We start from the raw sequence: 24,325 nt of genomic DNA on the forward strand, positions 1-24,325 counted from the left end.
GACGTGCGCTACGGCGGCCATCCGAGCAAGGAGCAGTTGCAGCGCAATTTCGACAGCATGCTGCGGCGGGTGTTGTCCGGTAGCGGCCTGCGCACCGAGACGGGCCTCGATCAGCAGACCATGAAGGCGCTGCGGGAGCTCGGATCGGCGTACCCGAACGCTTCGCAGGAGCTCGAAGCGGCGGCCCGCCGGGCCTTCGCCGGGCAATTGGACGGCACCAATGCCGCCCAGCGGCGCGCGGAGCTGGATCGAATGATCGCCGAGCGCGAATAGCCGTGGGCGCCACCGTCTCGAGTGTGACCGTCGAGGGGACTTTTTACGCGTGACCAGGAATCACGAGTTCAGCGAAGCAGTCATCGGCGCATCGATGAGCGAATCGGGCGATATCGTCGAGAATTCCACGGGGCAAAGCGAATTCGTCGAGGATGCGGAGAAATCCGCCCCCGATGTCGGCTTCAATATCACCCCCGATCCGGCAGACACCCCCGGCGCGATGGATATCGCCGATCAAGCCAGGGGTGTGGCGCACCGGATCGCGCAGGAGCTGATGAGCCTGGGCCCGGACGGCTGGAATTCCGTGCACGCGGCCTTCGCGCTGACCGTGACCGGCCAGCTGTCCCGCATCACCTACTCCGATGATCGGCAACGCCAGGTCCGGATCCTGCCCTCCCCGGAGGTGCTGAACCTGGTCGCAACCCATCGCGCGGTCTCGGCGGAACTCGGCGACGGCCCGTGGTGGCGCTTCGAGATGACATTGACCGCGGCGGGCGAGCTCGAGGTCGATCACGACTACGGTGACGACCCCTTCCCGGATGATCAGCTTTTCGCACCGCAGGAGTACGCGGCCGATCTGGCGGCGTATCCGCGCGCGAGCCTGCCGACCTGGCTGGCCGCCTATGTGCACCACGGCAATCGGCAGGGCCGCACCCCGCAGCAGGCTGCCGTCTCGGCCCGCGCCGATCGTGAATCCGGGCTGCTGCCAACGGTTTCCGAGCAGGACTTCCCCGATTTCGACCTGCTGTGGGCGCGTTGGTCCGCGCTCGCCGCGGCCTTCGTCGCCATCGGCTCGGATTGGGGTCCGCGCGTCCTGCCGTCGTTCGGCTGGTTCGAGGGCTCGCGCCGCTCCGGCTCATCGCTGTACGCCCTGCCGGGTGGTCGCGCGGTGCTTTCCGGTGGTGTCTGGAACGCCCCGGAACTCGAGGCCGCGTACAACGGCAGAACCGAGCTACCGCAGCTGTATTCGGCCGCGCCGGAATGGGTTGCCAACTCGGTCTTGAACTCTCGCGCCAGCGGTGGCCTGCTGACCTTCTGCTACTGGTGGGAGCGCGGCCGCTGGTATCGCGCCGAATCCCCGCGCGCGACCGAGCTGGCCGCGGCCGTTCCCGGCATCTGGACCTCCGGGACCGTGACGGACGTGATCTGCGGTCTGCTCGCGGACAATTCGGGCGATGCGTTGCGCGATGCGGTCACCGCATATGTCGAGGCAGCGGAGCGCGCCGATATCACTCGCGCTCAGCTGGCCGAAACCTTCGGCGGCACAGCTGATCTCGATGGCGCGTACTACCAGCTCACCGTGGCCGGGGTGGCCCGCACGGGTCCGGAGCCACTGCCGCGGGATGAGGCGATTGCCGAGGTGCTGCGCTATATCGATGCGACCGGCCTCGATACGACCGGTTACCCGCTGGATGAACTTCGCGCGGAACGCCTTCCGGTCGGATGGCTCGTTTACGCCCCCGCGGATCCGAATGAGATCTCGGTGCAGCGGGCATTGTTCTACATAGCGGATGACGGTGTCGTCGAGGCGGCGACCTCGGCCACCCCGCCGTCGGTCTATCTTCCCGGTTTCCGGCAGCGTTTCCGCACCAGGCACGCATAAAGGAATCGCTCTGATGATGGCTGAGTTGTATTGGTGCGCATTAGGGTTCGACCAATCCCTGAGGGCAGGAGCGGAACGTGGGTGACGAAGACAATCCGTGGCGGGGGCTGGCCCAGCAGGCGCGCGGGGGCACCCTGCATTTGAGCGAGGGGGCGGGCGCCGCGGCGGCCAAGATCGCCGCCGATGTGGCGAACACGCTGGGTATCGCGCTGACCTATCAACCATTGCTCACCGAGCACAAGGGCTTCGGCGATTACGCGATTCTGCCGTCGGCGGGGAATCTGCAGGACCGCTTCAATACGCAGGGCAAGAACCTCGGCACCGTCCTGAAGCGGTATATCGACCTGGTCGAGGCCATGGCCGACACCATGATCGTGGCGGATAACAATTACAAAGCGACAGAGGAAGATTCGAAGGCCATGTTCACCCGGTTCAAGAATGAATCGACGGTGCACCCGGCCCCCGGAGCCCCGACACTGGTCGGCAACACCAAAATTCCGGTGTGGAACGATGAGACGGCCCCGCCGCTGGACAGCAAGAACGGTAACGGGGGCCTGGCGAAGATCGCCGAGGAGAAGGGCCATTACGACGCCCTCGACCCCGAGAATCCGAACGATAAGGATCGGGTCTGGCTCCATCAGGCGGGCACGGGCATGAATCCGCAGTTGGTGTCCGATATCGGTGGCACCTGGCTATTGGTCGCGGACAAGGTGGATACCAGCTTCGACCAGCTCACCAAGCGGCTGGATGAAATGAAGAACGGCTGGAGCGGTCGCGGCGGAGATGCCGCGCGCCGCGTGGCCGGGGAATTCAAGACCGAGGCCGACGGCCTCACCGCCGATATGCGCGCGATGGCGGCCAATCTGACCTATGTGGCGGGCTGGCTGGACAACACCAAGGTGCGGATGCCCAGCGCGCCAACCGATTTCGATTACGACCATCCGCAGCGCGAGGATCGGATCGTCAAGGCCGCCCGATTGGCCTTTCAGAACTTCTATGTCACCGGCATGATCGCGGGCAGTCCCGCCATTCCGCATCTGATCGACCCGCTGGCGCAGTTGCCCGGGCTGGCCACGAAGACCACGACGGATGGCGGCGGTGGCGGAGACGGTGGCGGTGGTGGCGGCACCAGCCCCAAGAGCAAGCTCGGACTGGCTGCGGCGAGCCTGCCTGCCAACTCCCTGCAGCCGAACGGCACCGGCCCGAACGCCAAACAGTCGCCGGGCACCGATCCGAACAAGACCGATCCCGGCAAGACCGATCCCAACGGCAAGACCGACCCGAACGGTAAGACGGACCCGAGCAAGACCGATCCGGGCAAGTCCGGACCGGGATCGACGGATCCCGGCCAGAACTCGGGTGACGGTACCTCGCAACAGAGTTCGAACGGCTCCTCGGATGCCTCGCAGCTGTCCAGTGCCCTGCAACAGGGCCTGCAGGGCCTGACCTCGACCGCGAATCAGGCCAAGACGACCGATCCCAGCTCCACCCTGGCCGGTATCCCCAATATGCTCAGCAACCTGACCAAGGATCTGGCCAAGGGCGGCGGCGGCCCCGGCGGCGGTGGTCCGGGTGTCAGCCCGGCGTCCGCGCCGAAGGAGCTCACCTCGAAACTGTTCCCGCGCGCCGCGCTCTCGGCCGAGGTCGAGGGTGCCATCGCGACGGGTACGCGGGCTGGAATCGCCACCGCCGGTGCGGCTCCCATGGGCGGTATGGGCGGCGCACCGATGGGCGGCGGCCATGGCGCGGGTGGTCAGGGCGGTCAGGGCAAGGAACACAAGCGACCGGAATTCCTGGACTCCACCGAATATCTGGAGGAGGCCATGGGCGCGGCCCCGATCGTGGCGAAACCCGTGGTGGAGGGCTGAGTTCGGTGCTTCGAACCTTCTCGTTCACCGATCTGGAGTTCATGGTGCTGTGGGCGGAACGCGGCGCGGAATTCCTGCCCGAGCCGCTGCTGTTCTCCAGTCGCGCCCGGCGGTGGAGCGAGCACGTGGAGGAGTTGGCGCGCACCCGCGACGATCTGCGCGAACGCGACCCCGAATGGCAGGACATCTTCGACACCCTGTCACTACCCGATGTCCGGGTGGAGGTGTGCGGTCGTGACGGTCGGGACGCGTCCGATCCCAAGGGCAGCATCCGCCTGCTCGGCGTCCGGCGCGGCGATATCGGCTACGTGGTCGTACAACAACCCGGTGAAACCGTCAGTCACAGTGCGGGTTTCGATGTCATCGCATGTGACGCGCCACAACTGGCGGCCGAATTGATGGCGGTGCTGCCGGATACCGCGCCGGGCCACGGTCCCGAGCTGGTGCTGGCCGAGCCCGCCGATATCGAGGAGCACGACTACGGTTTCGGCCTGTCTCCGGCGCACGAGACCATGGACGGTTCGGTCATCGACCGCGCCGCCGAATTCCTGGCCGCCCCGGCGGTCAGCCGGGGCGTGATCGAAGTGGTGCAGGGCTATTCCCGGTTCGGCCCGCGCGGTATCACCCGGCATCGGGTGGACTGGCGCGATCTGGTCGATGACGGCCGCTATGTGCTCACCGGTGACCATCCGCGGGTGGCGGCTCCCGCCGACCTGCGGCGAATGACCGCGACGGTGCAGGCTCGGATCGCCGAGGTGCTCGTCGCGATCGAGGATGAATGACGAGCGAAAAAGAAGGTGTACCAGTGCAACTGGAGGATCAGTTCCCCACCGAGTTCACCATCGCCTCACGGACCGGAGCGGTGGTCGTCTGCACCACCGAACAGGGTCTGCCGCTCGCGGTGAGCGTGGAACGCGATCAGCTGCGCGGTGATCCGGCCGCACTGGCGGCGGAGGTGCTGCGGTTGTGCAAGCAGTCCGCCGCGCGCGCCGGTGCGCAGCGCCGCGAGCAATTGCGTTCAGCCGGTCTCGCGCCCGAGATGCTGGCCTTGACCGGATTGCCTACGCTGTCGGAGGTGACCCGGCAGGAAATTATCGAGGAACAGGACTTCGACACCGAACCGGACAGCTGGCTGCGGCCCATTTGAGCCAATGCCTCGGCGGAAACGGACGAAAGCCCCAGTGTGGCAACCCGATCCGAGCTGCGAAGATAACCCGCCGCTCACCCGCCGTTAACGCTTTGCGTTTGGAATTCGCTCAGATTTTGATGAGCTCACCGAATATTCGCTCTGTATAGTTCATTTCGAGTTGATCTTCCTGATGGGGGTCTCATGAGCAATCTCGCAGCCAACTCTGACACGATCCGGCACTACGGTGACGTCTCCGCAGCCATGGCATCCACGATCGCCGGCGTCGCCGCCGCCGATCAGGCCGCCACCGTGGCGGCGGTCGTCCCGGTCTTCGGTTTGATCGGCCAGGAATTCCTGCTGAGTTTCGCGGGCGCGCAAGGTAATCACTTCGCCGCCACCGCGGATCTCGCCGCCGTGCACGCCGGTACCGCGGTCACCGCGCACGAGGCCGCCGCGGCCTACGACGCGGTCGAGGAGCGGTCCAGCGTCGACTTCCTGTCGCTGTCGCTGGAGTCATGAGCGCGCCGCAGCCGGATCCCACGGTGGCGGATATCCTGCGCGGCACCGATATCGGTGCGCTGCTGGACCGCCCGGTCAATGACGTCCTGCGTGATCTCGGCCTGTCGGCGCTGCCGCAATTGACCGCCATGCCGCCGCTGCCGGGTATGCCGGTGCTACCGGTGCTCGACCTGTCCACCCTCGCGCGCCCGCTCACCGATCTCGCGCAATCCTTCGGGACCGGCAAGCTCGGCGGTGCGAGCGTGGATCCCACACAGGTGCTGTCGAGCGTTTCCAGTGCGCTGCAACAGATCATGACCATGGCGACCTCGCTCATGTCGATGGCCTCCTCCGGTGATTGGCAGGGCTCCGGGGCTACCAGCGCGCTCGCGAAAGGCACTGCGGCACAAGCGGACGCGGTGCAGCTCGAGACCCAGAACGGGCAGCAGAAAATGGTACTCGGCGGTGCGGCGGGCACCGTGGCGACCGGTGCGGCATCGATGTCCGCGATCATCGCCAAATTCCTTGCCGCCGTTGTCGCTTCGGCGCCATTCCTGGTGACGCCGCCCGGACAGGCCTTCCTGCTGTCCATGGCGGGGGAGACCGCGGCCGAAGCCACCGCCGTGGTCGCCAAGACCAAGGGCGAGCTGGCCGTGCACAGCGCGAATATGACCGCGGCCGGGCAGAAGGTGAAGGTCACCAATGCCCCGAGCGGCGTGGATTCGCTCTCGCAGGTGACCCAGCTGCTCGGGTTGCTCTCGCCGCTGGCGAGTGCGGCGAATACCGGTGTGCAGCAGGTGCAGTCGATCGCGCAGACGCTGACCGCCACCGAGACGGCCGAACAGATCACGCCGGTGGCGGATGCTCTCGATCCGAGCAAGAGCGGCGGTTTCGCACCCGGTGGCATGCCGCTCGGCGCTCTTGGGCTGAGCACTCCTACGCAGCTGAGCGAGTACAGCGGTACCCGTTCGGCTTCCGCGCCTCCCGGAAATGCCGCTGCCGCAACGCAACCGGCGGCGAATTCCCGTGCGGCCGCGACTCCCGGACCTAGCATGATGCCGCCGATGGCTGGTGCGGGCCTGGCTCCGCGGTCGGAGGACGGCGAAGGCGATGCGGAGATTCGCTCGCAGCTTGTCACCGGTGAACACGGCGACGATGTGGTCGGCGACCTCGGCAATACCGGGGTGCCGGTGGTGGGTGCGGTCGGTGCTGCCAGTCCGCGGGTGCCTACGACGAACCTGAACGTCAGTAACGGGTGATCTCGCCGTTGTAGATGTATTGCGCCCGTCGGTCGACATCGAGATCGAGGTAGGGGCAGTCCGCCGCGCCCGTACGCAGCGTGGCTGTGTGGTCGCCCGGTGCGATCCACAGCAGCTTGCCCGCGTCGAGCCAGGGGAGCAGCTCGAAATCCGCGCTTCGGCTGGGCATCTGGTCGGCGTATTCGCGATCCAGGCTGGTCGGATCGAAGATCGGATTGCGGCATTGCCCCCAGATATCCTCGAGTGAGATATCTTTCGGGCGCTTCGGCGCGAAATAGGTTATCGCCCAGCTGATATCGGTGCCGATCGGAATCTGCGCGAGTACGGCCCGGGTCTCCGGTGGTGCCAGCAGATGCGCCGATACGAAGGGCGCGCCGGGACCGGGGCGGCAATCGAAAGGCGCGATCGCGGCGGGCTCGGCAACGCGCACAGCGCCTTTCAAGGCGATCCAGGTCGCGGGCAGGCCGATCGGCCGCCGTTGCACCGGATTGTTGTACTCCCAGTACCAGCCGTCCAGACCGCCGGTGTCCAATGGCCAGCGCACGATGCGATCGGTCATCGGACAGCGCGCGATGACCGTCTCCGGCAGCAGTTGCCGGTACTCCTGGTGCAGATCGGATATTCGGTTGAAGGCGGCCCTGGTCTCCGGTGAGTACGGGGTCTGGCGGTAGTACACCTCGAGCGGAAAGCCCTCGTCGAGCAGTTCGCGTCGCCTCACCAGATCGAAATCACTCATCCGCCGGCACCTTTCGACTCAGCCGGTGATGAGCCGGACGGCGGCGTCCTTGGCCGCCTCATCCACCTCGGCAACGCGGCAGTCACGCGCCAGAATGTGGGTAACCAAATCCATCTCCGGCGGCAGCCCGTGCTTGCGCAGATAATGCGGCACCGAGCCCGACCACACCCACACCCCGTCGGTCCGGAAATTCAACGGCACATCGCGCTGCCCGGGCGCGAATTCGTCCACATCGAAACTGCGTGCCGCCAGCACCACCGGCGCGGATTCGAGATATTCGAGCACCCGCTCGGTGAACCACGGAATCACCGGTGCACGGTCCGCCACCGGCCGTCCGTCGGCGTCCCGGCCGTCGTAGACCCGGGCCATGCGCAAGGAGTGCTCGAACATGAATCGCAGCCTATGCCAGTCGCGCGCCGGACCGCTGCGTTGTTTATCGGTCTCGGCCCGCGATATCCACCAATGGCGAGTCCTGCCCGCCGCCGCGAGGGGTGCCGGTCGCGCCCGCACCGAGTGATAGTGTCCGCCCGGAGAGGAGTTCGCATGGGCGAAGTACCAGGTGCACGGGCCGAACTGGACCGACTCGGAAACGCGCTGCGCACCCAACTTCTCGCCCTGATCACCGAACTGACCCCCGACGCGGACCGCACCCTGCTCTTCCTGGACGAGCCCACCCCCGTCGACGATGAACACCCGTCCGCCCACCACTACGCGACAACCTTCCGCGGCAAACGCCCCGACTCCGTCACCGCCGCCGACACGGTCCGCCACGCCGCATCTCTCCTGGCGAACTCCGGCTGGGAAGTCTCCGAATCCCGCGAAGTAAACCGCACCCTGATCACCGCCTACCGATCCGGCTGCACCCTGGAACTCCGCATCCCCGACCACACCCCCACGGTCCTCTACAGCGCCACCACCCCCGCCTTCCCCCTCCCGGAGTAATTCCCCACCCGGCGGACGGTCACCACCCTGATCTAGGCTGTCCGAGCACCGGATAGATCAGCTAGGGGGAACCGTGGTTCAGCTGAGTGCGGGCCAATCGTTCGCGGAATACACACTCGACGGGATGCTCGGCCAAGGGGGAATGGGCAGCGTCTACCTCGCCCACCACCCCCGCCTGCCCCGCCAAGTCGCCCTCAAACTGCTGGGCCAAGAGGTCTCCACCGACCCCGAACTACGCAAACGCTTCGAACAGGAAGCGAATGCCATTGCCCGCCTGGACCATCCGAATATCGTCGGCATCCACGACCGCGGCGTCCACGACGGCCACCTCTGGATCGCCATGCAATACGTCCAGGGCGTCGACGCCTCGCGCCTCGATCCTCGCCAGGTATCAGTTCAACGTGCCCTCCGGATCATCACCGAGACCGCCTCGGCACTGGATTTCGCACACAGCCGCGGCGTACTGCACCGAGATGTGAAGCCCGCCAACATCCTTCTCTCGGCAGCCGACACCGGCCGCGAAGAACGCGCCATCCTCACCGACTTCGGAATCGCCCGGCTCCTGGACTCCAACACCCAACTCACCTCAACCGGAATGTTCACGGCAACTCTGGCCTATGCATCCCCGGAACAGCTGTCCGGCGAGCAGGTAGACCACCGCGCCGATCAGTATTCGCTCGGATGCACGCTTTTCGCTCTCCTGGCGGGCCGGCCGCCTTTCGCATCCACGAATCCCGGCCAAGTTGTCGCCGCGCACCTCGGCCAACCGCTCCCTCGGCTGAGCCAACTTCGAAATGATGTGCCGCCACAGCTGGATGACGTGATCGCCCGGGCGACAGCCAAGCGCCGAGAGGATCGCTTCGCCAGCTGCACCGAATTCGCGGCTGCTGTATGGAACACCCAGAGCGGCCGATCACCGGCTCTGTCCTCCCGATCGGCTCCGACCGTCATTGCGCAGCACAACATCCCGGCGGCCCCATTCGGGCAGCTGCCACACGGGGGTGACCGCGGATCGATCGTTGATCCGCCCGGAGTTGCCGCCGGTATCAATCGTGCGCTGGGAGGCCAGCTACTGCTTATCGCGGCACTCCTGGCCATTGGCTCCTTCACGGCTCTCGCGACCAGAGCAGAGAGCGGCGACCTATGGGAGGCATGGCGATTCGGTGGTGATGGACCGCGCTTCGGCGATGGTGCCAACCTCAATCTGCTGGGTGTCGTCCTCGCCGCCTGCGTACTGCTCACCGGTGCCGCGGGGATACTCTCGCTGATTCGTGCCGAATTGCCCGGCCGCGCGACGCGGTGGTTCACGGCGTTGGCCGCAGGCTTGGCCTTCGGCGGAAGCCTCACCGCGGTAGTCGAAACAGTCGTGATCTTGAAGCCGGACGACAGTCAGGTCGGGGGTTCGCCGGGTGCCGGATTCTGGCTGTTGATCGCGGCAGCCATCGTCTCGTTGATTGCGGTACTCACCTGCGGAGCAGCCGCCTCAAAAATTTCTGATACCGCGGCGGCAAGGTCCGCGTCCAGTGGCGTAGCGGGTGTTCTGCTGTTGTCGGTCGCCGTGACAGCTTTCGTTGCCTCTAGTATGAAGATAAACACGATGGACTACATGGGACTTCCCACCCGTCACGGAGTATTTGTGGTCGGTGAGTTCCAGTTGCCCAGCGTGGCGCTGATAGCAGCGGCAATCCTGGATATGGCGGCAGCGCTGGCGCTGCTGGCTGGCACGCGAAAACGAGCTCGGGCCCGCTCCTTCGCAATATCGACTGCCGCATTGTCCCTGAGCGTCGCCGTCACACTCGATGTCGAAGCTCTTTCGCAGAACCTGTATTTCGGCAGCTACTTCGAAAGCCTCACTTCCGGTTTCTTCGCACTGGTGCTCACGACCGTGCTGGCCCTGGCAGCCCTCATCACATTGGCTGGAAGGGACGGATCGCCCGCGAGGTCTGCTGTCTAGGATCATCCTCACCCACGAACCAAAGGAGTGCCGGTGCCGGACATCCTCGCCTTTGTTCAAACCAACGCCGAAGCGAGTAGGAGTACGAGATGCTTTACTACCGTGCGGTTTACAAGGGTGAGTATGGGACGACTTCGCCCTTCACCATCTTCGTGACGAGCGATAGGTCCGACGATGCGCTCGTCTGGGCTCAGCGAATTGCCGAGTGAGGATTGGATCGAGTGGTTTTTGCTTGGAAGGGCGATCCGCCGGATCACGAAGATGTCTCATGGGACAGTGACCTTCACATTCGGAAGCTGAAGGAAGACGGAGCGCGCCAACAAGATCCGTAGCATTGGTGGATCCGTCTCGGCTAATACTCGAAGGTCCCCAGTTCCGGCCAGGTCTGGTTCTGGCGATTCGCGTATGCCCAGGATTTCGCGAGGGCTGCTGGCTCGGGGATACCGTGCTCGTTCGTTCGGGAGCGCAGAGTCTTCTTGTCTATCACCAGCTGGAGTTCAGTTGTCGGGTGCGAGGTTTCGAGCAGTGACCGGGTCAGCACGTGGTACTCGATCCCGGTCTGATCTTCCCGGATCCGCTGCACCGTCACACTCCAGCGGAGCGGATAAACCTGGCGACCCTGCACCAGTTGCCCGGCCCTGATCGCCTGGAAGATATGGGCCAGCAATTGCTCCACTTGGTCCCGGGTCCGGTACCGAGTCACCAGTCGTCGGCGCTGATTCGGCTGGGGCGGAGGTCGTCGAGATCTTCGACGTCGGTGAAGACCATGCCTGGGTCGTGTTGTTGGCGTTCGGGGGAGTTCGGGGGTGCGAGGGAGGCGGGGATCAGTTCGGGGAGGTGGGTGTCGAGGTTGGGGAAGTCCTCGATTAGGTCGGACATTTTCGGCATGCGGCCGCGTTGTTGCTGGATGGGGTTCATCAGGTCGGCTGTTTTGCGGGACAGCTCGGCGGCGGCTTCCTGGGCGGCTTCGGTGACAGCCTTGGCGAGTTCCTCGTGGGTGAGGTCGTCGGTGTCGGTGAATCGCGCTTCGATGACGACGCCATCGGCGTTGAGCGTCACCGTGATTCGCTTCTGGGAAGCGGTTCCGGAGGCGGTGAGGCGGGCTCGCCGCTGCTGGACGTCGGCGAGCACCGTCATCTGCTTCTGGAACTCGTCCATCATCGAGGCGAGTTCGCCCTTCAGGAATTCGTTCGCCATGAGCTACTTCTTGAAGGCGTTGGCGCTGTTCGTATCGGTATTGTCGTGCAGCTTCGACGAATCGTTCTGCGCGTTCGCCTGATCCTCGGCCTGTTTGGTGTAGTCGGTAGTGAGTTCTTTGAGGTTGTCGCGCGCGGCGGTGTAACCGTTGTTCGCCTCACCATTGGCGAACTTCGTACCGTAGGTATCGCTGCCCCAGGGCTGGCCCAGGCCGTCGGCCGCCGCGGACAGATTGGCGAACACATCGCGGACCTTATCGGTCACATCCAAGGTCTTGGCGGACGCCTGCCGCAGCAATTCCGCGTTGACCTCTACTTTTCCGGTCATGAAACCGACTCCTCCCCAATCAGTATTGCCGCCGACGATAACCGCTGATCAGCATCGGCGGCAATGCGAACCATGTGTTTTCGCGCTCAGACGCTGCGAGCTCGATAGCGCTGGGTGAATCCCGCGATGTACACGGCGGGCGGAACCGATGACGATGACGCCTCGATGACACCGTCATCGGCGATGTAGTAGATCGCCCGCCCCAGCATGATCTCGCCCGGCTGGGTCGGCACATAAACCATCCAGCCCGATTCGATGCGATCCGCAGTCAGCTGATCGAGCGGATATCCGGTGGTGTCCGAGCCTTTGTCCACAATGTGCGCCCGCACCTGCTCGATAGCGTCGACCCGCGACAGCGGGGGAGCGGTCACGAAGGTGCGCAAACCCGCGAGCGTGAACTGATTGAGCGCCGCATCCACATCGAATCGCGCGGGATCGATTGCGGCGGTGATGGTTTCGAACGTGACAACCCCGGCTTCGGCGGCGGCGACCAGCGTTGCCACCGCACTCCTGTCCTGATCACTCAGCGGCGCACCGGTCGCCTGCGCGAGCGCCCCGGTAATGATCTCGGCGGTGACATCGGAGGTCCAGACCCCGGGGCAGGCCAGAGCCAATCCCGGCCCACTCGGCGACTCACCGCGATACCACCGTCCGTTCTCCCACCAGTAGCAGAACGACAACAGCCCGGACGCCGTACGCGGGTTCAACACCGCATCGGTCACCCAATCCGGCGCTCCCGCATACAGTTCCGGCATCGGAGCCTCGCCGTTGTACGCGGCGTCGAGCTCCGGCGAATTCCAGACCCCGCCGGAGATGACCGCCCGATCACCCGGCAGCACATACAGCGTGCTGCCACTGCGCTTGGTCGTCTCGAACCACGCCAGCGACGGCAGAATGCGCGGCCCCTGTGTCACCTCGAGCGCGGCATAGGTCGCCGCAATCGCGGTCCATCGCGCCCAAAGCAGCGGCAGCACAGGGAAATCCGTTGTGGAGACTTCCCCGCGAACCCCTTTCCCCCGATCGAGCCGTGACTGCTCCGCCGCCACCCGCGGCGGCCGCGCCTGCCGCCCTTCATGACCGACATACGCCGCCAGCCACACCGGCAACCGCCGCCGCGGATACTCCGCGAGATCGGCCTGATAGGCCTCCGGCGGAAACAACTGATCATCGGGAAACGGCTCATCGCCGTAGTCGTAATCGGTCTGGATCTCACCCTTATCGGTGAGCACGATCCGCATCCGCCACCACGGCCCCTCGGACAGCTGCGCGGCGACCTCCCGCTGCTCCTGCACCAAAAGCAATGTCGCCTGCGGAGGTTCGGCCCGCACCCCGCGCCCCTGCGCCGAATAGATCACATTCCAGGCTTGTGTGGCGACCGTCCACGCGAACACCGCGTCGATCCGCTCCCAGCCCTCGGGTCCGTCGGCCGCGAGCGCCCGTGCGATCTCGTGAGTGAGTTCGCGCGCCCGCTCGGTGATCTGCTTCTCATCGGGACCGCTCGGCTGACCGGGATGAGAGACGATCGTCATGCCGACGTCGCCGCCGGCCTGCGTGAAACCGTCCATGAATGTCTTCATGAAGTCGTCCGGGCTCCCGGCCTGCGGATTGTTCACGATATCGCTCCCCTCCTCGACCGGGCGTCAGCGGCCGCCCGTTCGGATACGCCTGCGACCCTACACATTCGTGGGCGGTGTTTCAGGTCCGGCTATTGCGGTAGCGGGAGATTCACTCGCCGGGAAGTCCTATGCGTCCAGCGGCGTCGATATCCAGCCTTGCGAGGGCGTGTAGAGCGGAATCACCGGTGATGGCGATCTGCCAGCCGTTGTCGGCGCGATGAGCCCGCAGCCGCGCGCGACGCAAATCGACGCCCGCTCCCCGGAGGTAAAGTCGCACGCGCGTAAGCGCTTCGGATCGTGCGATGCCACCGGTGAGCGCGACGTGCACCGGCCACTCGCGACTCTTGTATCCGAGACGGCGGACTTCACGCGCGGTGTTCTCCGCGAGATTCGAGTCTCGCCCGCGCACCACGATCCGCCAGCCGGGATCGCGCTTCGCCCAGCGATAGAAGTACGGCCCGGAGACGATTTCCAGTCCGGCGGTTATTCGCTGTTCGCTTGTCTTCTGTAGGAGCGTGATGACACCGCTGTGTCCCCATCGCGCCGCCAGCCGCACGACCAGAGTGCGCCCACGTGCGGTCGTGCGATCGTGGGTATCGCGAACCACGGCATCCGGCATTGCCGCGAACAGCCGCACCAGCTCATCGAATTCGACCGGCGGACCATCGAACCGCGCGGTAATCCAATGCGTCCGCCCGTTGAACCCCTTGTCGAAACGGTTGAATCCCTCACCGACGAAATCGGTCCGCCGCCAGCTTTCCGAACCGTCGAGCTTCGAAACGAATCCGGCCCCTTCGAGTAGCGATACCGCCTCCCGCGCCCGCCGCTGCCCGCGCGCCGAAACAGCCGCCGCCTGCCGCCCGGTGATCGGATTCAACGTTGACGAGAATCCACCCCAATAGGGTGTGCGCCGATCCGGCCCGATGAACGTAATGCCGTGCGGAATGAACCACAGCGACCGCATGGCGTTCCCCCATCCCGGATTCGGCCTGTTCCGGCCGAACATACCCGAGCCACAGGGCTGCTGGCCGATAGCGGACCGCACCGGCCCAGTTGCTGATCGCCCGGTTCTATGGCAGCGTGGCGCGAGATCACTGCCCCGCGTCGGTGAAAACCGCCGCCCGGCAGCGCAATAGCTGACAGTCGGTCGAATCCGGGGGCGGGAGTGGCAGTTCGGGGGGCGAAAGCCGCTGCTGGGTGCGCGATTCCCGGTGCGGGCAGGCAGCGATGATCTGGCGTCCGCCCGGCGCCGACTATTACGGCTGGCTCGTCGGCATGCAATGGCCCGAGGGCAATGAAGACCGCATGTGGGACCTGGCAGACGACTGGAAAGCCGCCGCCACAAATCTCGAGAACGTCAAAGCCGATATCGACGCAGCGATATCGGCGGTGCGCATCGCCTATCCGGAGGGTGATGGCGGCGACGCGATGCTGGTGCAGCTCAACTCGCTCAAGTACGGCGATTTGAGCAAGGACGGCGCCGGATCGATCGACAGCTTCGTGAAATGGTTCGAGAGCATTGCCTCGATGGCGGAGAACACCGGCACCGAGTTCGAATACACCAAGCTGATGTTCCACGCCATGTTGCTGATCATCGCGGCGGACATGCTGATCGCCGGGGCCAGTTTGCTCGCCGCGCCCGCAGCCGAGGCTGCGGTCATCGCCGCGGGCCGGGTGGCCGCGCGGATCATCGCGAAGAAGCTGTTGAGCAAGCTGTTCGCCGAGGGTCTCAAGGCCGCCGAGATTGCCGCGCTCAAGGGAGCGCTCAAGGAGTTGGCGATCAGTGCGGGCAGGACCGCATTGCTGTCCGCCTCGCTCGGCGCGGGTATGGGAGCGGCTCCGGATGCCGCGATTCAGTTGTGGCAGCGCTACAACGGGCGACGCGAGAAGTTCGACTGGGATCAGGTCGGCGTCATGGCGGCCGCCGGAGCCGCCGGTGGACTCGTCGCCGCCGGGGTCGGTGGCCGTCTGCACAATATGTTCGGCATGCCCTCGAACATCACCAAGCGGGTGGTGACGACCGGAGCCACCATGGTGGCGGCCGGTGGTTCGGCCGGTCTGGCCGGTTGGGCCACAGCGGGATTGATCACCAAGCATTGGGAACTCGATCCGCGGATGATCACCGCGGGCATGTGGGGTGGTGCCGCGCCGGGCGCGATTCGAGCCATGAAGCCGACGGCGCACGTGCCGAGCGGGGCCGCCCCGGGCGCCCTTGCCAAGAGCGATGTGGCAGCGCCGAAGCCCGCCGCTGCCGAGCACGTACCGTCCACGCCTTCCGCCACCGCGGAGGGTGCGGCGCCGACCTCGGGTGCACCGCGCGCGGGGGACTCCACCAGCATCGGAATTGAGGCGGCACCCGTCGCACCCGCGGCCGCCCCTGCCGCGGGGCTCGCAGGTGAGCCGCAGGCGGCGGTACCTGCCGGGCGCAACGATATTGCGGGTGCCCCATTGGCCAACGGCCAGAGCGTGGCTCCCGCGCCGGCGCATCCGGCACCCGCCGCACAGCCCGCGGTGGCGCCCAAGATCGACGGCGGCGCTCAATCCGCCGGTGCCGCACACCCTTCGGGTGAACCCAAGACACCGCCGGAGAGCCGTCCGCAGGTGCCTCGCACCGAGAGTCCGGCCACGACCACGCCCCCCGCGGACCGAGTCGCCGGTGCCGCGCCAGGCCGCGAGACTCCGGCGCAGGCGCCGCACGCGCAGGCGAAAGCCACTGGTGTGGAAGCGGCTTCGCGCGCCGAGCGTTTGGACGCCACCTCGAACGACCGCACGAGCGTCCCGGCCTCGGATCGGCCGAAGGGTCAGATCGGCGGCCTTCAGGAGCATCAGCAACCGCACGATTCCGCCCGCGCCTACAACGACGACGCTGCCCACGGGGACCGAAACCCGCAGCGGGACAACGACACAACGCGGGACGGTCACGGCGACCGGGACAGTCATCCGGGGCGCGACGGTCACGCGGACCGGGACGGCCATACGGATCGCGATGGGCACGCCGATCGTGATGGTCAACCCGCTCGCGATGGCCAACAGGATCGCACCGGGCAGCCCGCACGTGACGGCCAGCCGGATCACAACCCGCAGCCGAGCCACGACCCGCAGCCATCGCATCCAGAGCCGTCTAGTTCCGGCGATCACGCGCCGAGACCTGTACTGCCGGTTGATCATCCGATCACCGCCGCCGAGCACCAGCACGCGGCTGATGCTCTGGCCAAGCTCGGTCATGACGCCGAGCCCCGGCAACTCCTGCACGCCGACAACGTCGATCAGGCCGGTGCTCACCAGAAGGCCCGGGAAAACCACGACTGGTGGCAGGAGCTGACGCCTGACCAGCAGTCGGCGATGACCCGCCTGCACCCGCACGAGATCGGTAATGCCGACGGCGTGCCCCCGCACGTTCGCGATCAGGCCAACCGCCTCTCGATCGCCCGCGATCTCGCCGAACTCCGGGACCGCAATCCACGTGTGGACAAGTGGACGAGCCGCTTTTCCGATCCCGAGGGTCGCCAGCAGTTCCAGAACCTGCAGAGCACTATCCACAACCTCGAGCACGCGGAAACACTCGCGGACACTTTCGCGAACCGCGATCGCACCGATCCGAGCGATCCGCCCGGCTACCGCCCGCCGGTGCACGTACTGTCTTATGACTCAACGGCTTTCAATGGCGAGGGACGCGCGGTCGTAGCGATCGGCGACGTAGATCACGCGTCGACCGTCTCCTTCCATATCCCCGGCATCACCACGACCGTCCGCAGCCTCGAAGTGAACCTGAACAACGCGTTCAATCACTTCTGGGCGACCTCGGACAACGTGCACGACCCGAGCATGGTCGCCTCGATCGCCTGGATCGGTTACGACGCCCCGAGTGGTTCGCGCATCGGCCGGGAGATGACGAATCCCGCTCTGGCCCAACGCGGTGGTCAGTTACTCGCGCGAGATGTAGCCGCGTTCAACCAGACTCGAAAGATCAATGCCGGTCTCCCCGGCGGTTCACCGCCCCCCGACGTGCACCTGTTCGGCCACAGCTACGGCTCCACCACAACGAGCTACGCCGGTTCGGGCGGCCGCCTCACCGGCGAAGTCAGCACCATCACGCTCCTGGGTTCCCCGGGCGCGGGCCCGGTCGTGCACGCCTCCGAATTCGGCATAGGCGCTGAGAACGTCTTCGTAGCCAGCTCTTCCCGCGACCCCGTCACCTGGATCGGCTCCAGCACCCCCGGCGAAATCGCCCGAGCCGCACCAGGTCTCAGTATGGGCCTGGGCATGGACCCCTCGGTCGAGGCCTTCGGCGCGCGCCGAGTGATCGCTCAATTCCCCGGCGGCGTACAAACTTTCAGCAATATCGGCACCCACACCGGCTACTACAAGTTCCATGACGAGTCCCACTCGATCCCGAGCGAGTCCCTCTACAACTTCGCCAAGATCGCCGCGGGCGACAAAGCCAACATCATCCCCGAATTCGCCCGCCCCGACCACGAGAGCCTCAACGCCTGGCAACGCAACATAGGCTCCCTCCCCAGCGACCCAGCCCACCTGCGCCCACCCATCTTCGACTCGCACGAGGGCGCCCCCTTCGGCTATGAACACCTCGTAGACGAATTCCGCCACCCCGACCCCGTTCCAGAGCACCCCACCCTCCCCGCAGACCACCAGCCGGTAAACGACTGCGGCCCTCAAGCGCTCCGCCACGCCCAAGAACTCACCGGCAACGAAAACATCCGCATCCCACACGATCCGGAAATCGCCGAACGCGGCATGACGGCGCACGACCTCGAAACGGCCGCGGGCGGCCGCATGCAACGCATGGAAACCCCGGGCGTCCTGGCCGATCACCTCACCCGCCTCGGCGAAGGCGCAACCGCCATCGTCGTCTCCGAATTCCACGGCCCCACAGACACAAACGGCATCGGCGCCCACGCCTACACGGTCACCAACGATGGTGGCCGCCTGGTAGTCCATGACTCCGCCATTCCAGGTGGCCCCCACCCCTTCCCCGCCAGCAGCACCAATGTTCGCGCCACCTACGCGGTTCTCTACGACGCGCACGGAAGTCCCGTGCGTCCCATCGAGTCCGCCACTCCGGTACACCCCGGAGCGCATCCGGAGGTCCGTATCGGCCAGCCGGAGCCTCATGGGCAACAGCCAGGACATGAGCAGCCGCACTCGACACCGCGACATCAGACGGAAACTCCTGCTGTCCAGCATGATTCGATCCGTCGATTCGACACCGATGACGCCGGACTGAAGTTCGGCGACGAGACGATGGGGTCCCATATGGACTCCCTGTCCGAAGCTGAGCGCCAGGAGGTGAGTCGCTACGTACGGCATGCGTGGATCAATGAATTGTTGCGCGATCCCGACCCGGGTGCGAGATTCACACAGCTCGTGGCAGACCGTGCGATTCAGCACCAGCTGTCCCGCTTGAACGAAGGGAAGTCGTTCGAGCCGAGCCTCGAGCTGCTCAAATCCTACGACCGGTACCCGAATCTCGACCCGCCATTGCGGGCTTCCCTCGATAACGTGCTCCGCGACCCGCATCCTCAGCAGCGTTTGAGCGAATTGTGGTCGAACGCCCAGGACCATATGGTCATCGAAGGCATTCTCGACACCGCGCCGACCGGCGAGATTCTCAACCAGCATGTACAGACTCTGGACCGGTTGACGGATAACGCAACACCACAGGGATTCGAGATCCAGCGTGGCATCGGCACCAGCGGTGTCAGGCACCTGACCATCGATAATCACGGGACGATGCTCGGCGAGCGGAGTGTCCTGGAGCTGAAAGGCACGCTCCAGACCGAGCGTGGCTATCTTTCGACCAGTCTGGGCGAGAAGCCGCCGGGTGGCTTCAAGGGGAGCAGCATCCGAATCGAACTCGATGTGCCCGCGGGTTCCAAGGGCTTGTGGATCGGTGGTTCCGAACACGAATTCTTGATGCCTCGCGGCACCCGATACCTGATCACCGATGTCATCGAGAACCCGTCCGGGTCCAAATACGAGGGTGCCCGCTATTTGATCAGGGGCACGGTGGTGGGCGCCGACTATGTGCACGACCCCCGGTCGGCCACGAATCATGTTTCACGCCAAGAAGATCCGTCTCCGCATGCGTCGACTCCACACGAGGTCGAACCAACCCCGCATAGCGCCGAACCGGCCGTACCTCTCGATTCTCTAGACCTTCCGCCACACACGAAGCCGGAACCGGACCCGGTCGACAAGCCGAGCAACCTGAACGACATTCCAGCTCAGGCGGAGCCGAAACCCGCGCACCCCATAGCGCCGGACGACCGCCCGGCGACCCTTACCCCGCATCTGCAGGGGCGATTCGACGAATTGAAGTCGCTGGCAACCGAGATCTCCAGCGCACTGCGGGATCCCGATCGTCATCACGAACTACCGCACCTCCGTGATGATTTCGTCGAGGTTCTCGACAAAACCGGATTCATGGACAAGACGACGGCGGTCACGCCTTGGCGCTTGCTCACCGAGCACGATCCGATGTTCAGGGATTACCTCGGCAAGTACGGCAATGACCTCCTCACTGCCGTACCGGAGCCGAGAACACCCGACCATCAGGGACCCGCGTCCGCGCACTCCGCATCCGAGAACCCTCAGCACCCGAATACTTCTCACCCGCAAGAGAATCCGGCGCACTCGGATCCAGGCAACGCCCATCCCGCCAACGAACCGCATCCGTCCCCGGTCCAGGAAACCGAAGCCGGAGCATCCTTCCACCCCGACGACCCCGTCGTCGCAGACCTAGCCTCCCGAATAGCCAAGGACCCCAACCACTTCACCGCCGATGTCCACATAACCGAAGACGGCCACGCCCGCATCGGCGACCGCACCTACACCCCCGAAGAGTTCGCAAACCTACTACGTGGGACCAGCTGGGACGGTAAGACACCTATCCGACTAGTCGGCTGCGACGCCGCCGCCAACGGTTTCGCAGCCCGACTAGCCCACCACTTGGGCGTAGATGTCATGGCACCCACCAAACCAGCCTGGTCCGACTCGCACGGCCGCCTGTACACCAGCACCGCTGAGCTACACCCGGACGGCACCCGCCGTCCACGCATCCCACCAGATGGCGCATGGGAAACACATCATCCCGATGGCACCAAATCGAAGGCCGCCGAGGACGGTTTCGCCCCGGGGACTCGGGCAGAGGACAAACACCACCTCGATCCGGATGGGGCAAGGTTCCGTGGTGACGACGACAGCGAGGCCACACCCCAGACGAAGCCTGAGCTGCACCCAGACTCCCCATTCGCAGTGCGATTCGATCCTCCGGATCGGGTGAGCGTCCCGGAAACTGCGCCACCTGATATCCCGTTCAGTGCTCGCACAGACTTGGAGCCCAACACCCGATACGACGTCGCGGGTAGGGGCACTTTCTGGACTAATGAACACGGCCGCATCACTCATATCGAGGCTGAGACGCCGAACGCCCATGACAGCCATAACCCAGATGTCAGATACGCACTGCCCAATACGACGTACCGGGTACATACTGACCAAGGTGCGATTACTTTTCATACGGATCATCTGGGAAATCCCCCACGTGCGGCTGTTTTTGATCCTCCTAAGGACCGGCCATTCTTTCAGATTGGGGATCCGGAAGGCGGTCATACTCGAAGTACGAGCGACGTGCAACTTCCTAAGGTGCCGAAACCGGGCGAAGGATTCGCTAATCAAAAGGGATTGCCACACAACGCTGAGATCAAGGTGTATGACACCAGCGGAAATTACGTAGGTACCTTCCATACGAATGACTCTGGCAAGGTAACGCACTTGGGCGTCGAGTCGGGTCGCCAGTATCGAGGCCATCCTGAACTTGGAAAGAATGTCAAGACGAGCATCCAATATCGGCTGAGTCCCGACTTCGATGTCAATACTCCGCACACCGATTCTCCGGGCTTCCGGCCACCGGCTACTGTTCACGAGACTCGGGTGGTTCTGGAGGAACCGAATGCGACTCAGCAAGACTTCAGGAACGCGCGAAGCGATGTCAATCTAAGAGCTCATCTAGACGAGTCGAATCTTACTCGACGTCCGAGTACCACTGATCCGTTCGTAAATAGAAAGCTCGAGCCAAATCAAAAATATGTGGTCGAGGTCCTGCGAGATGAGGAGACGGGGCTGGAGCCATATGGCATCTTCTATACGAATGACTCGGGGAAGGTGGTCGCGGTAGACACCTTCAAACCGTTCAATAGAGATCTCATCAGCCCTCCGCGTAGTGCGCAAATCAATGTCGAGAATGGGCCCACTGTTATCAATACCAGGGAGCCTGTTAATGTACATGCTCCGACGAAAAGCAACCCGGATCGTACTAGGCCTTACGTTGGGCCTCACGCGATAAGTCATGAGCCCGAGTATGCGCATCCCCACAATAAGCTCCGCCGGGATACCGCTGGCCAGACGGCCGTTGGCAACGTTGGGCGTGGTGAATTCCCGGAGGAGGTGTGGGCTGGTGGACACGGAATGCGAAACGCTGAAAAGCTCGGTGGGGAAGACTCGCACCAGGTTCCACAGCTCGACTCTCAGAACAGTGGCCGAAATCTGTCGCCCGAAGAGAAGCCTCAATCGTGGTACGACATGGAAAATGGTCGTGTCGCGCGGCACGATTCGGGAACTGACATCGGGCCCATCAACCTCATCACCGGTAACCAGCCCCGCCTGGGTACTCCGCCGGTGATGTGGCAGGTTTGGACGGAACGCCCAGCAGGCGGTAGCCCCGAGATATGGATCAGGAGTTTCTGGAATGTCTGAATCGCAGGGGTCCGGAGCAGGACTTGATCTCGAACGCAGGCAGACGTTGGAGAGCAGGATCGGATCGTCCTTGCTCGACATCGCGCCTGAAAGTGGCTGGCGGCGAGTGGAGTTGAGGGCTGCGGTGACAGTTCTGGGCTACCAGTTGCGTCTAGCGATCATCATGGATGACGGAAGCACCTATGTGCCCGAATCGTCGGCCATCGACCCGGATGCATTGAGTCGAATTGATGGTGCGTTGCCCGAGCTTCGCCGGGTGATGTACCGGCCGGGTCGAGGTACATGGTTTTCGATGCGACTGTGTTTGAACTCCCCCGAAAGCTATGCGGTCGCATACAACTTCCACCATGATCCCGAATGGCATCCGCCCCTCCCGCCGGAGGCGTACCTGCGGGACTTCGAACAGTTTCCCCGAGATCCCTTTCATATCCCACTGTGGCAACGCGAGCGGCTGGAACAGGCCGATCCAGGAAAATGGGAACAGGGCGGGGTGGTCCACGTCGGCTCGATGACAGCCGAGGATCAGAGCGAACTCGCAGATGAGATCACCGCCTTGCTGATCGAGGACCTGCCACCCGGCTACGTGATGTTCGATATCAGCTTCAACACGGTAGGACGCTTCGTAGATATCGGCTACAGCGTTCTCGATGTGTTTTCGCAAAGACTTGATTGGACGCCAGCAGCTGAGCTGCTCCACATGCTGAGCCGGTTGCGCCAGGGTATGTACCGTCCAGGGCAGGGAACCTGGTTCGGCGTTCATCTGCGCTTGGACTACATCGCCAGACTTGCACTGGAATTCAATTGGACTGAAGAGCCTCGGTGGGAACAACATTCGCCACCTCGAGCGGCTTATCAGCAGGAGCTCGAGCTGTTTCCTCGGGAGGTCGATGCTGTGCCGACGTGGCTCGAACAGAAAGCTACACAGGTCGGTCCGGTGCTTCGGATCGTTGATGTATACGACAGGAAGATCCTTGCCCCAGCGTATCCACACGGCTATCCGATGTGGATTGATCGCCCGAAGCTGTCCGACAGAGAGAGGGCCGAGGTGCTTGCCTACCTCGAACAGGCACCCGTCGTACTGACTCTCGAGGGTTTCGAGCCGGACATGCTCGAACCCGCTCAACCGAATTCGATTCCACGTGAGTTCCATACCGACGGTACGTGGATCTGGCCTGCTTCTGTGTCGTATTACATGCGTGAGCATAACGCCACCCCTCAAGCTCCATTTATCGAACACATCAGAGGCCTCGGATATCACGTTCCTGACGTAGATGAGCAGACCCGGTCGACCGCGGTGACCACCATTGAGCGCGAGTGGAAGCAGTGATGAGTACAGAAGCATCGCAGGGTCGATATGAGGTGTGGACGCGTCGTCCCGTTACGTACCTGCCAATCACGCTTGGAGACAAGCTTGTTGGTTATCTGTGGGGTGCGGAGTCGGGATCCGCGGCGGGCTACTTCGCCCGCATGAATTCAGGCATCGATCACGTCGACTCGTCGATCTATTGGTACGACAAGCTTGGTGAGTCGTATCAGCTCGGCCTGAAACCTGTTGAAGCAATCCGTCATTGGGTCGGAAGGCCCGAGGATCCTCAATACGGCGGAATCTCGAGTGGTGCCGAGCAGGGCGAGGCGCGAACCATTCAGGATCTGGCGCTGCGGCTGAATCCTGATGCGCCACTGGGTGATGGGCCCTGGGTGCAAGATGGAGAATATCCAAGCGGTGCGCCGGTGGATCGTTCCAAGGGCTGGGGCCCGCTGTTCTCGACCCCGACCAAGACCTATCCCGAAGACGCCAACGGCCCCGTCACGTATCTGCCTGTGGCCCGGAACGGTGTGGTGCTGGGTTACATCTGGGCATCTGAAGCCGACAACGCCGCGGGTTATGTACAGCGAACTTCAACCGGGTCCGAAGGCATGCTCGCTGGAGGCCTCTGGCGCTCACGCTTCATCGATACGTTCGGCATGGGCTTGCCGGCACTCGATGCGATGCGCCGAAACCGCTCGTTGCCCGCCCACGCCCCCGAGCTTTTCGGAGTGGTCGACGAGACGGTCACGGAGCAGCGGGCCGCGAGTCTCGCAGACCTCCGCCGCCTGGCCGATAGCGATTGATTACCCGTTGCCGAAAGTCGGCCGTGAAGGAAGGAA

General features: G+C 64.3%; 19 protein-coding genes. 12 read left to right on the top strand and 7 right to left on the bottom strand.

The genetic code is table 11. The annotated features are described in order from the left end of the window. Positions 1 to 3 precede the first annotated feature (3 nt). The 7 genes from ACFC0O_RS28800 to ACFC0O_RS28830 all read left to right on the top strand — a co-directional run bounded on the left by ACFC0O_RS28800 (position 4) and on the right by ACFC0O_RS28830 (position 6,630). The gene (locus tag ACFC0O_RS28800) at positions 4 to 273 is read left to right on the top strand and encodes a hypothetical protein (protein WP_375963051.1); all 270 of its coding nucleotides are present in this window, start codon (positions 4 to 6) and stop codon (positions 271 to 273) included. Between the two features lie 49 nt (positions 274 to 322). Beyond that, positions 323 to 1,876: a hypothetical protein gene (locus ACFC0O_RS28805; protein ID WP_375963053.1), complete on the top strand. Its 1,554-nt coding sequence runs from the start codon at positions 323 to 325 to the stop codon at positions 1,874 to 1,876. Between the two features lie 77 nt (positions 1,877 to 1,953). Beyond that, positions 1,954 to 3,744, top strand: coding sequence for a WXG100 family type VII secretion target (locus tag ACFC0O_RS28810; RefSeq protein ID WP_375963055.1), 1,791 nt, complete (start codon positions 1,954 to 1,956; stop codon positions 3,742 to 3,744). Between the two features lie 5 nt (positions 3,745 to 3,749). Continuing rightward, positions 3,750 to 4,526: an ESX secretion-associated protein EspG gene (locus ACFC0O_RS28815; RefSeq protein WP_375963057.1), complete on the top strand. Its 777-nt coding sequence runs from the start codon at positions 3,750 to 3,752 to the stop codon at positions 4,524 to 4,526. Positions 4,527 to 4,549: 23 nt separating this feature from the next. Further along, positions 4,550 to 4,891, top strand: coding sequence for a hypothetical protein (locus tag ACFC0O_RS28820; RefSeq protein ID WP_364640942.1), 342 nt, complete (start codon positions 4,550 to 4,552; stop codon positions 4,889 to 4,891). A gap of 183 nt (positions 4,892 to 5,074) precedes the next feature. Continuing rightward, positions 5,075 to 5,392: a type VII secretion target gene (locus ACFC0O_RS28825; RefSeq protein WP_375963059.1), complete on the top strand. Its 318-nt coding sequence runs from the start codon at positions 5,075 to 5,077 to the stop codon at positions 5,390 to 5,392. Further along, on the top strand, positions 5,389 to 6,630 hold the full coding sequence (locus ACFC0O_RS28830) for a hypothetical protein (RefSeq protein WP_375963062.1): 1,242 nt from the start codon (positions 5,389 to 5,391) through the stop codon (positions 6,628 to 6,630). The genes ACFC0O_RS28825 and ACFC0O_RS28830 overlap by 4 nt, the downstream gene beginning before the upstream one ends. Here the strand turns inward: ACFC0O_RS28830 and ACFC0O_RS28835 are convergent. Both ACFC0O_RS28835 and ACFC0O_RS28840 read right to left on the bottom strand, forming a co-directional pair. After that, the gene (locus ACFC0O_RS28835; protein WP_375963064.1) at positions 6,617 to 7,366 is read right to left on the bottom strand and encodes a hypothetical protein; all 750 of its coding nucleotides are present in this window, start codon (positions 7,364 to 7,366) and stop codon (positions 6,617 to 6,619) included. The genes ACFC0O_RS28830 and ACFC0O_RS28835 overlap by 14 nt on opposite strands. Before the next feature lie 18 nt (positions 7,367 to 7,384). Continuing rightward, a complete protein-coding gene (locus ACFC0O_RS28840; RefSeq protein WP_364640931.1) occupies positions 7,385 to 7,756 on the bottom strand; it encodes a hypothetical protein in 372 nt (123 codons plus the stop codon). Between the two features lie 153 nt (positions 7,757 to 7,909). On the opposite strand from ACFC0O_RS28840, the gene ACFC0O_RS28845 reads away from it, so the two are divergent. Together ACFC0O_RS28845 and ACFC0O_RS28850 are read left to right on the top strand one after the other, a co-directional pair. Continuing rightward, positions 7,910 to 8,308 carry a hypothetical protein gene (locus ACFC0O_RS28845; protein WP_375963066.1) on the top strand — a complete coding sequence of 133 codons (399 nt, stop codon included), beginning with the start codon at positions 7,910 to 7,912 and terminating at the stop codon, positions 8,306 to 8,308. 73 nt (positions 8,309 to 8,381) lie between these two features. Continuing rightward, positions 8,382 to 10,262, top strand: coding sequence for a serine/threonine-protein kinase (locus tag ACFC0O_RS28850; RefSeq protein WP_375963068.1), 1,881 nt, complete (start codon positions 8,382 to 8,384; stop codon positions 10,260 to 10,262). 352 nt (positions 10,263 to 10,614) lie between these two features. Here ACFC0O_RS28850 and ACFC0O_RS28855 read toward each other — a convergent pair whose 3' ends face one another. From ACFC0O_RS28855 to ACFC0O_RS28875, 5 genes are all read right to left on the bottom strand, one after another. Beyond that, positions 10,615 to 10,938 (bottom strand): hypothetical protein, encoded by a 324-nt coding sequence (locus ACFC0O_RS28855; protein WP_375963070.1) that lies wholly within the window; start codon positions 10,936 to 10,938, stop codon positions 10,615 to 10,617. A 23-nt stretch (positions 10,939 to 10,961) separates the two neighbouring features. Then, on the bottom strand, positions 10,962 to 11,459 hold the full coding sequence (locus ACFC0O_RS28860) for a YbaB/EbfC family nucleoid-associated protein (RefSeq protein WP_375963072.1): 498 nt from the start codon (positions 11,457 to 11,459) through the stop codon (positions 10,962 to 10,964). 3 nt (positions 11,460 to 11,462) lie between these two features. After that, on the bottom strand, positions 11,463 to 11,786 hold the full coding sequence (locus ACFC0O_RS28865) for a hypothetical protein (RefSeq protein ID WP_375963074.1): 324 nt from the start codon (positions 11,784 to 11,786) through the stop codon (positions 11,463 to 11,465). Between the two features lie 86 nt (positions 11,787 to 11,872). Next, the gene (locus ACFC0O_RS28870; RefSeq protein ID WP_375963077.1) at positions 11,873 to 13,399 is read right to left on the bottom strand and encodes a hypothetical protein; all 1,527 of its coding nucleotides are present in this window, start codon (positions 13,397 to 13,399) and stop codon (positions 11,873 to 11,875) included. Positions 13,400 to 13,511: 112 nt separating this feature from the next. After that, positions 13,512 to 14,366, bottom strand: a complete 855-nt coding sequence (locus ACFC0O_RS28875; protein WP_375963080.1) for a hypothetical protein — start codon at positions 14,364 to 14,366, stop codon at positions 13,512 to 13,514. A gap of 263 nt (positions 14,367 to 14,629) precedes the next feature. On the opposite strand from ACFC0O_RS28875, the gene ACFC0O_RS28880 reads away from it, so the two are divergent. From ACFC0O_RS28880 to ACFC0O_RS28890, 3 genes are read left to right on the top strand one after another with little or no spacing between them, the layout of a single operon-like run. Further along, the gene (locus ACFC0O_RS28880) at positions 14,630 to 22,177 is read left to right on the top strand and encodes an alpha/beta hydrolase (protein WP_375963082.1); all 7,548 of its coding nucleotides are present in this window, start codon (positions 14,630 to 14,632) and stop codon (positions 22,175 to 22,177) included. Next, positions 22,170 to 23,504, top strand: coding sequence for a hypothetical protein (locus ACFC0O_RS28885; RefSeq protein ID WP_375963085.1), 1,335 nt, complete (start codon positions 22,170 to 22,172; stop codon positions 23,502 to 23,504). The genes ACFC0O_RS28880 and ACFC0O_RS28885 overlap by 8 nt, the downstream gene beginning before the upstream one ends. Next, a complete protein-coding gene (locus tag ACFC0O_RS28890) occupies positions 23,504 to 24,289 on the top strand; it encodes a hypothetical protein (protein ID WP_375963087.1) in 786 nt (261 codons plus the stop codon). Before ACFC0O_RS28885 ends, ACFC0O_RS28890 begins: the two co-directional genes overlap by 1 nt. The last annotated feature ends 36 nt before the right edge of the window (positions 24,290 to 24,325 follow it).

The sequence above is a fragment of the Nocardia sp. NPDC056100 genome (assembly GCF_042266325.1).
Taxonomy (GTDB): domain Bacteria; phylum Actinomycetota; class Actinomycetes; order Mycobacteriales; family Mycobacteriaceae; genus Nocardia.

Bases quoted from the DNA above. Each gene is read 5' to 3' on its own strand.
- ACFC0O_RS28825 (WP_375963059.1), top strand. From the start codon at position 5,075: ATGAGCAATCTCGCAGCCAACTCTGACACGATCCGGCACTACGGTGAC.
- ACFC0O_RS28830 (WP_375963062.1), top strand. From the start codon at position 5,389: ATGAGCGCGCCGCAGCCGGATCCCACGGTGGCGGATATCCTGCGCGGC.
- ACFC0O_RS28835 (WP_375963064.1), bottom strand. From the start codon at position 7,366: ATGAGTGATTTCGATCTGGTGAGGCGACGCGAACTGCTCGACGAGGGC.
- ACFC0O_RS28840 (WP_364640931.1), bottom strand. From the start codon at position 7,756: ATGTTCGAGCACTCCTTGCGCATGGCCCGGGTCTACGACGGCCGGGAC.
- ACFC0O_RS28845 (WP_375963066.1), top strand. From the start codon at position 7,910: ATGGGCGAAGTACCAGGTGCACGGGCCGAACTGGACCGACTCGGAAAC.
- ACFC0O_RS28860 (WP_375963072.1), bottom strand. From the start codon at position 11,459: ATGGCGAACGAATTCCTGAAGGGCGAACTCGCCTCGATGATGGACGAG.
- ACFC0O_RS28865 (WP_375963074.1), bottom strand. From the start codon at position 11,786: ATGACCGGAAAAGTAGAGGTCAACGCGGAATTGCTGCGGCAGGCGTCC.
- ACFC0O_RS28875 (WP_375963080.1), bottom strand. From the start codon at position 14,366: ATGCGGTCGCTGTGGTTCATTCCGCACGGCATTACGTTCATCGGGCCG.
- ACFC0O_RS28880 (WP_375963082.1), top strand. From the start codon at position 14,630: ATGATCTGGCGTCCGCCCGGCGCCGACTATTACGGCTGGCTCGTCGGC.
- ACFC0O_RS28885 (WP_375963085.1), top strand. From the start codon at position 22,170: ATGTCTGAATCGCAGGGGTCCGGAGCAGGACTTGATCTCGAACGCAGG.
- ACFC0O_RS28890 (WP_375963087.1), top strand. From the start codon at position 23,504: ATGAGTACAGAAGCATCGCAGGGTCGATATGAGGTGTGGACGCGTCGT.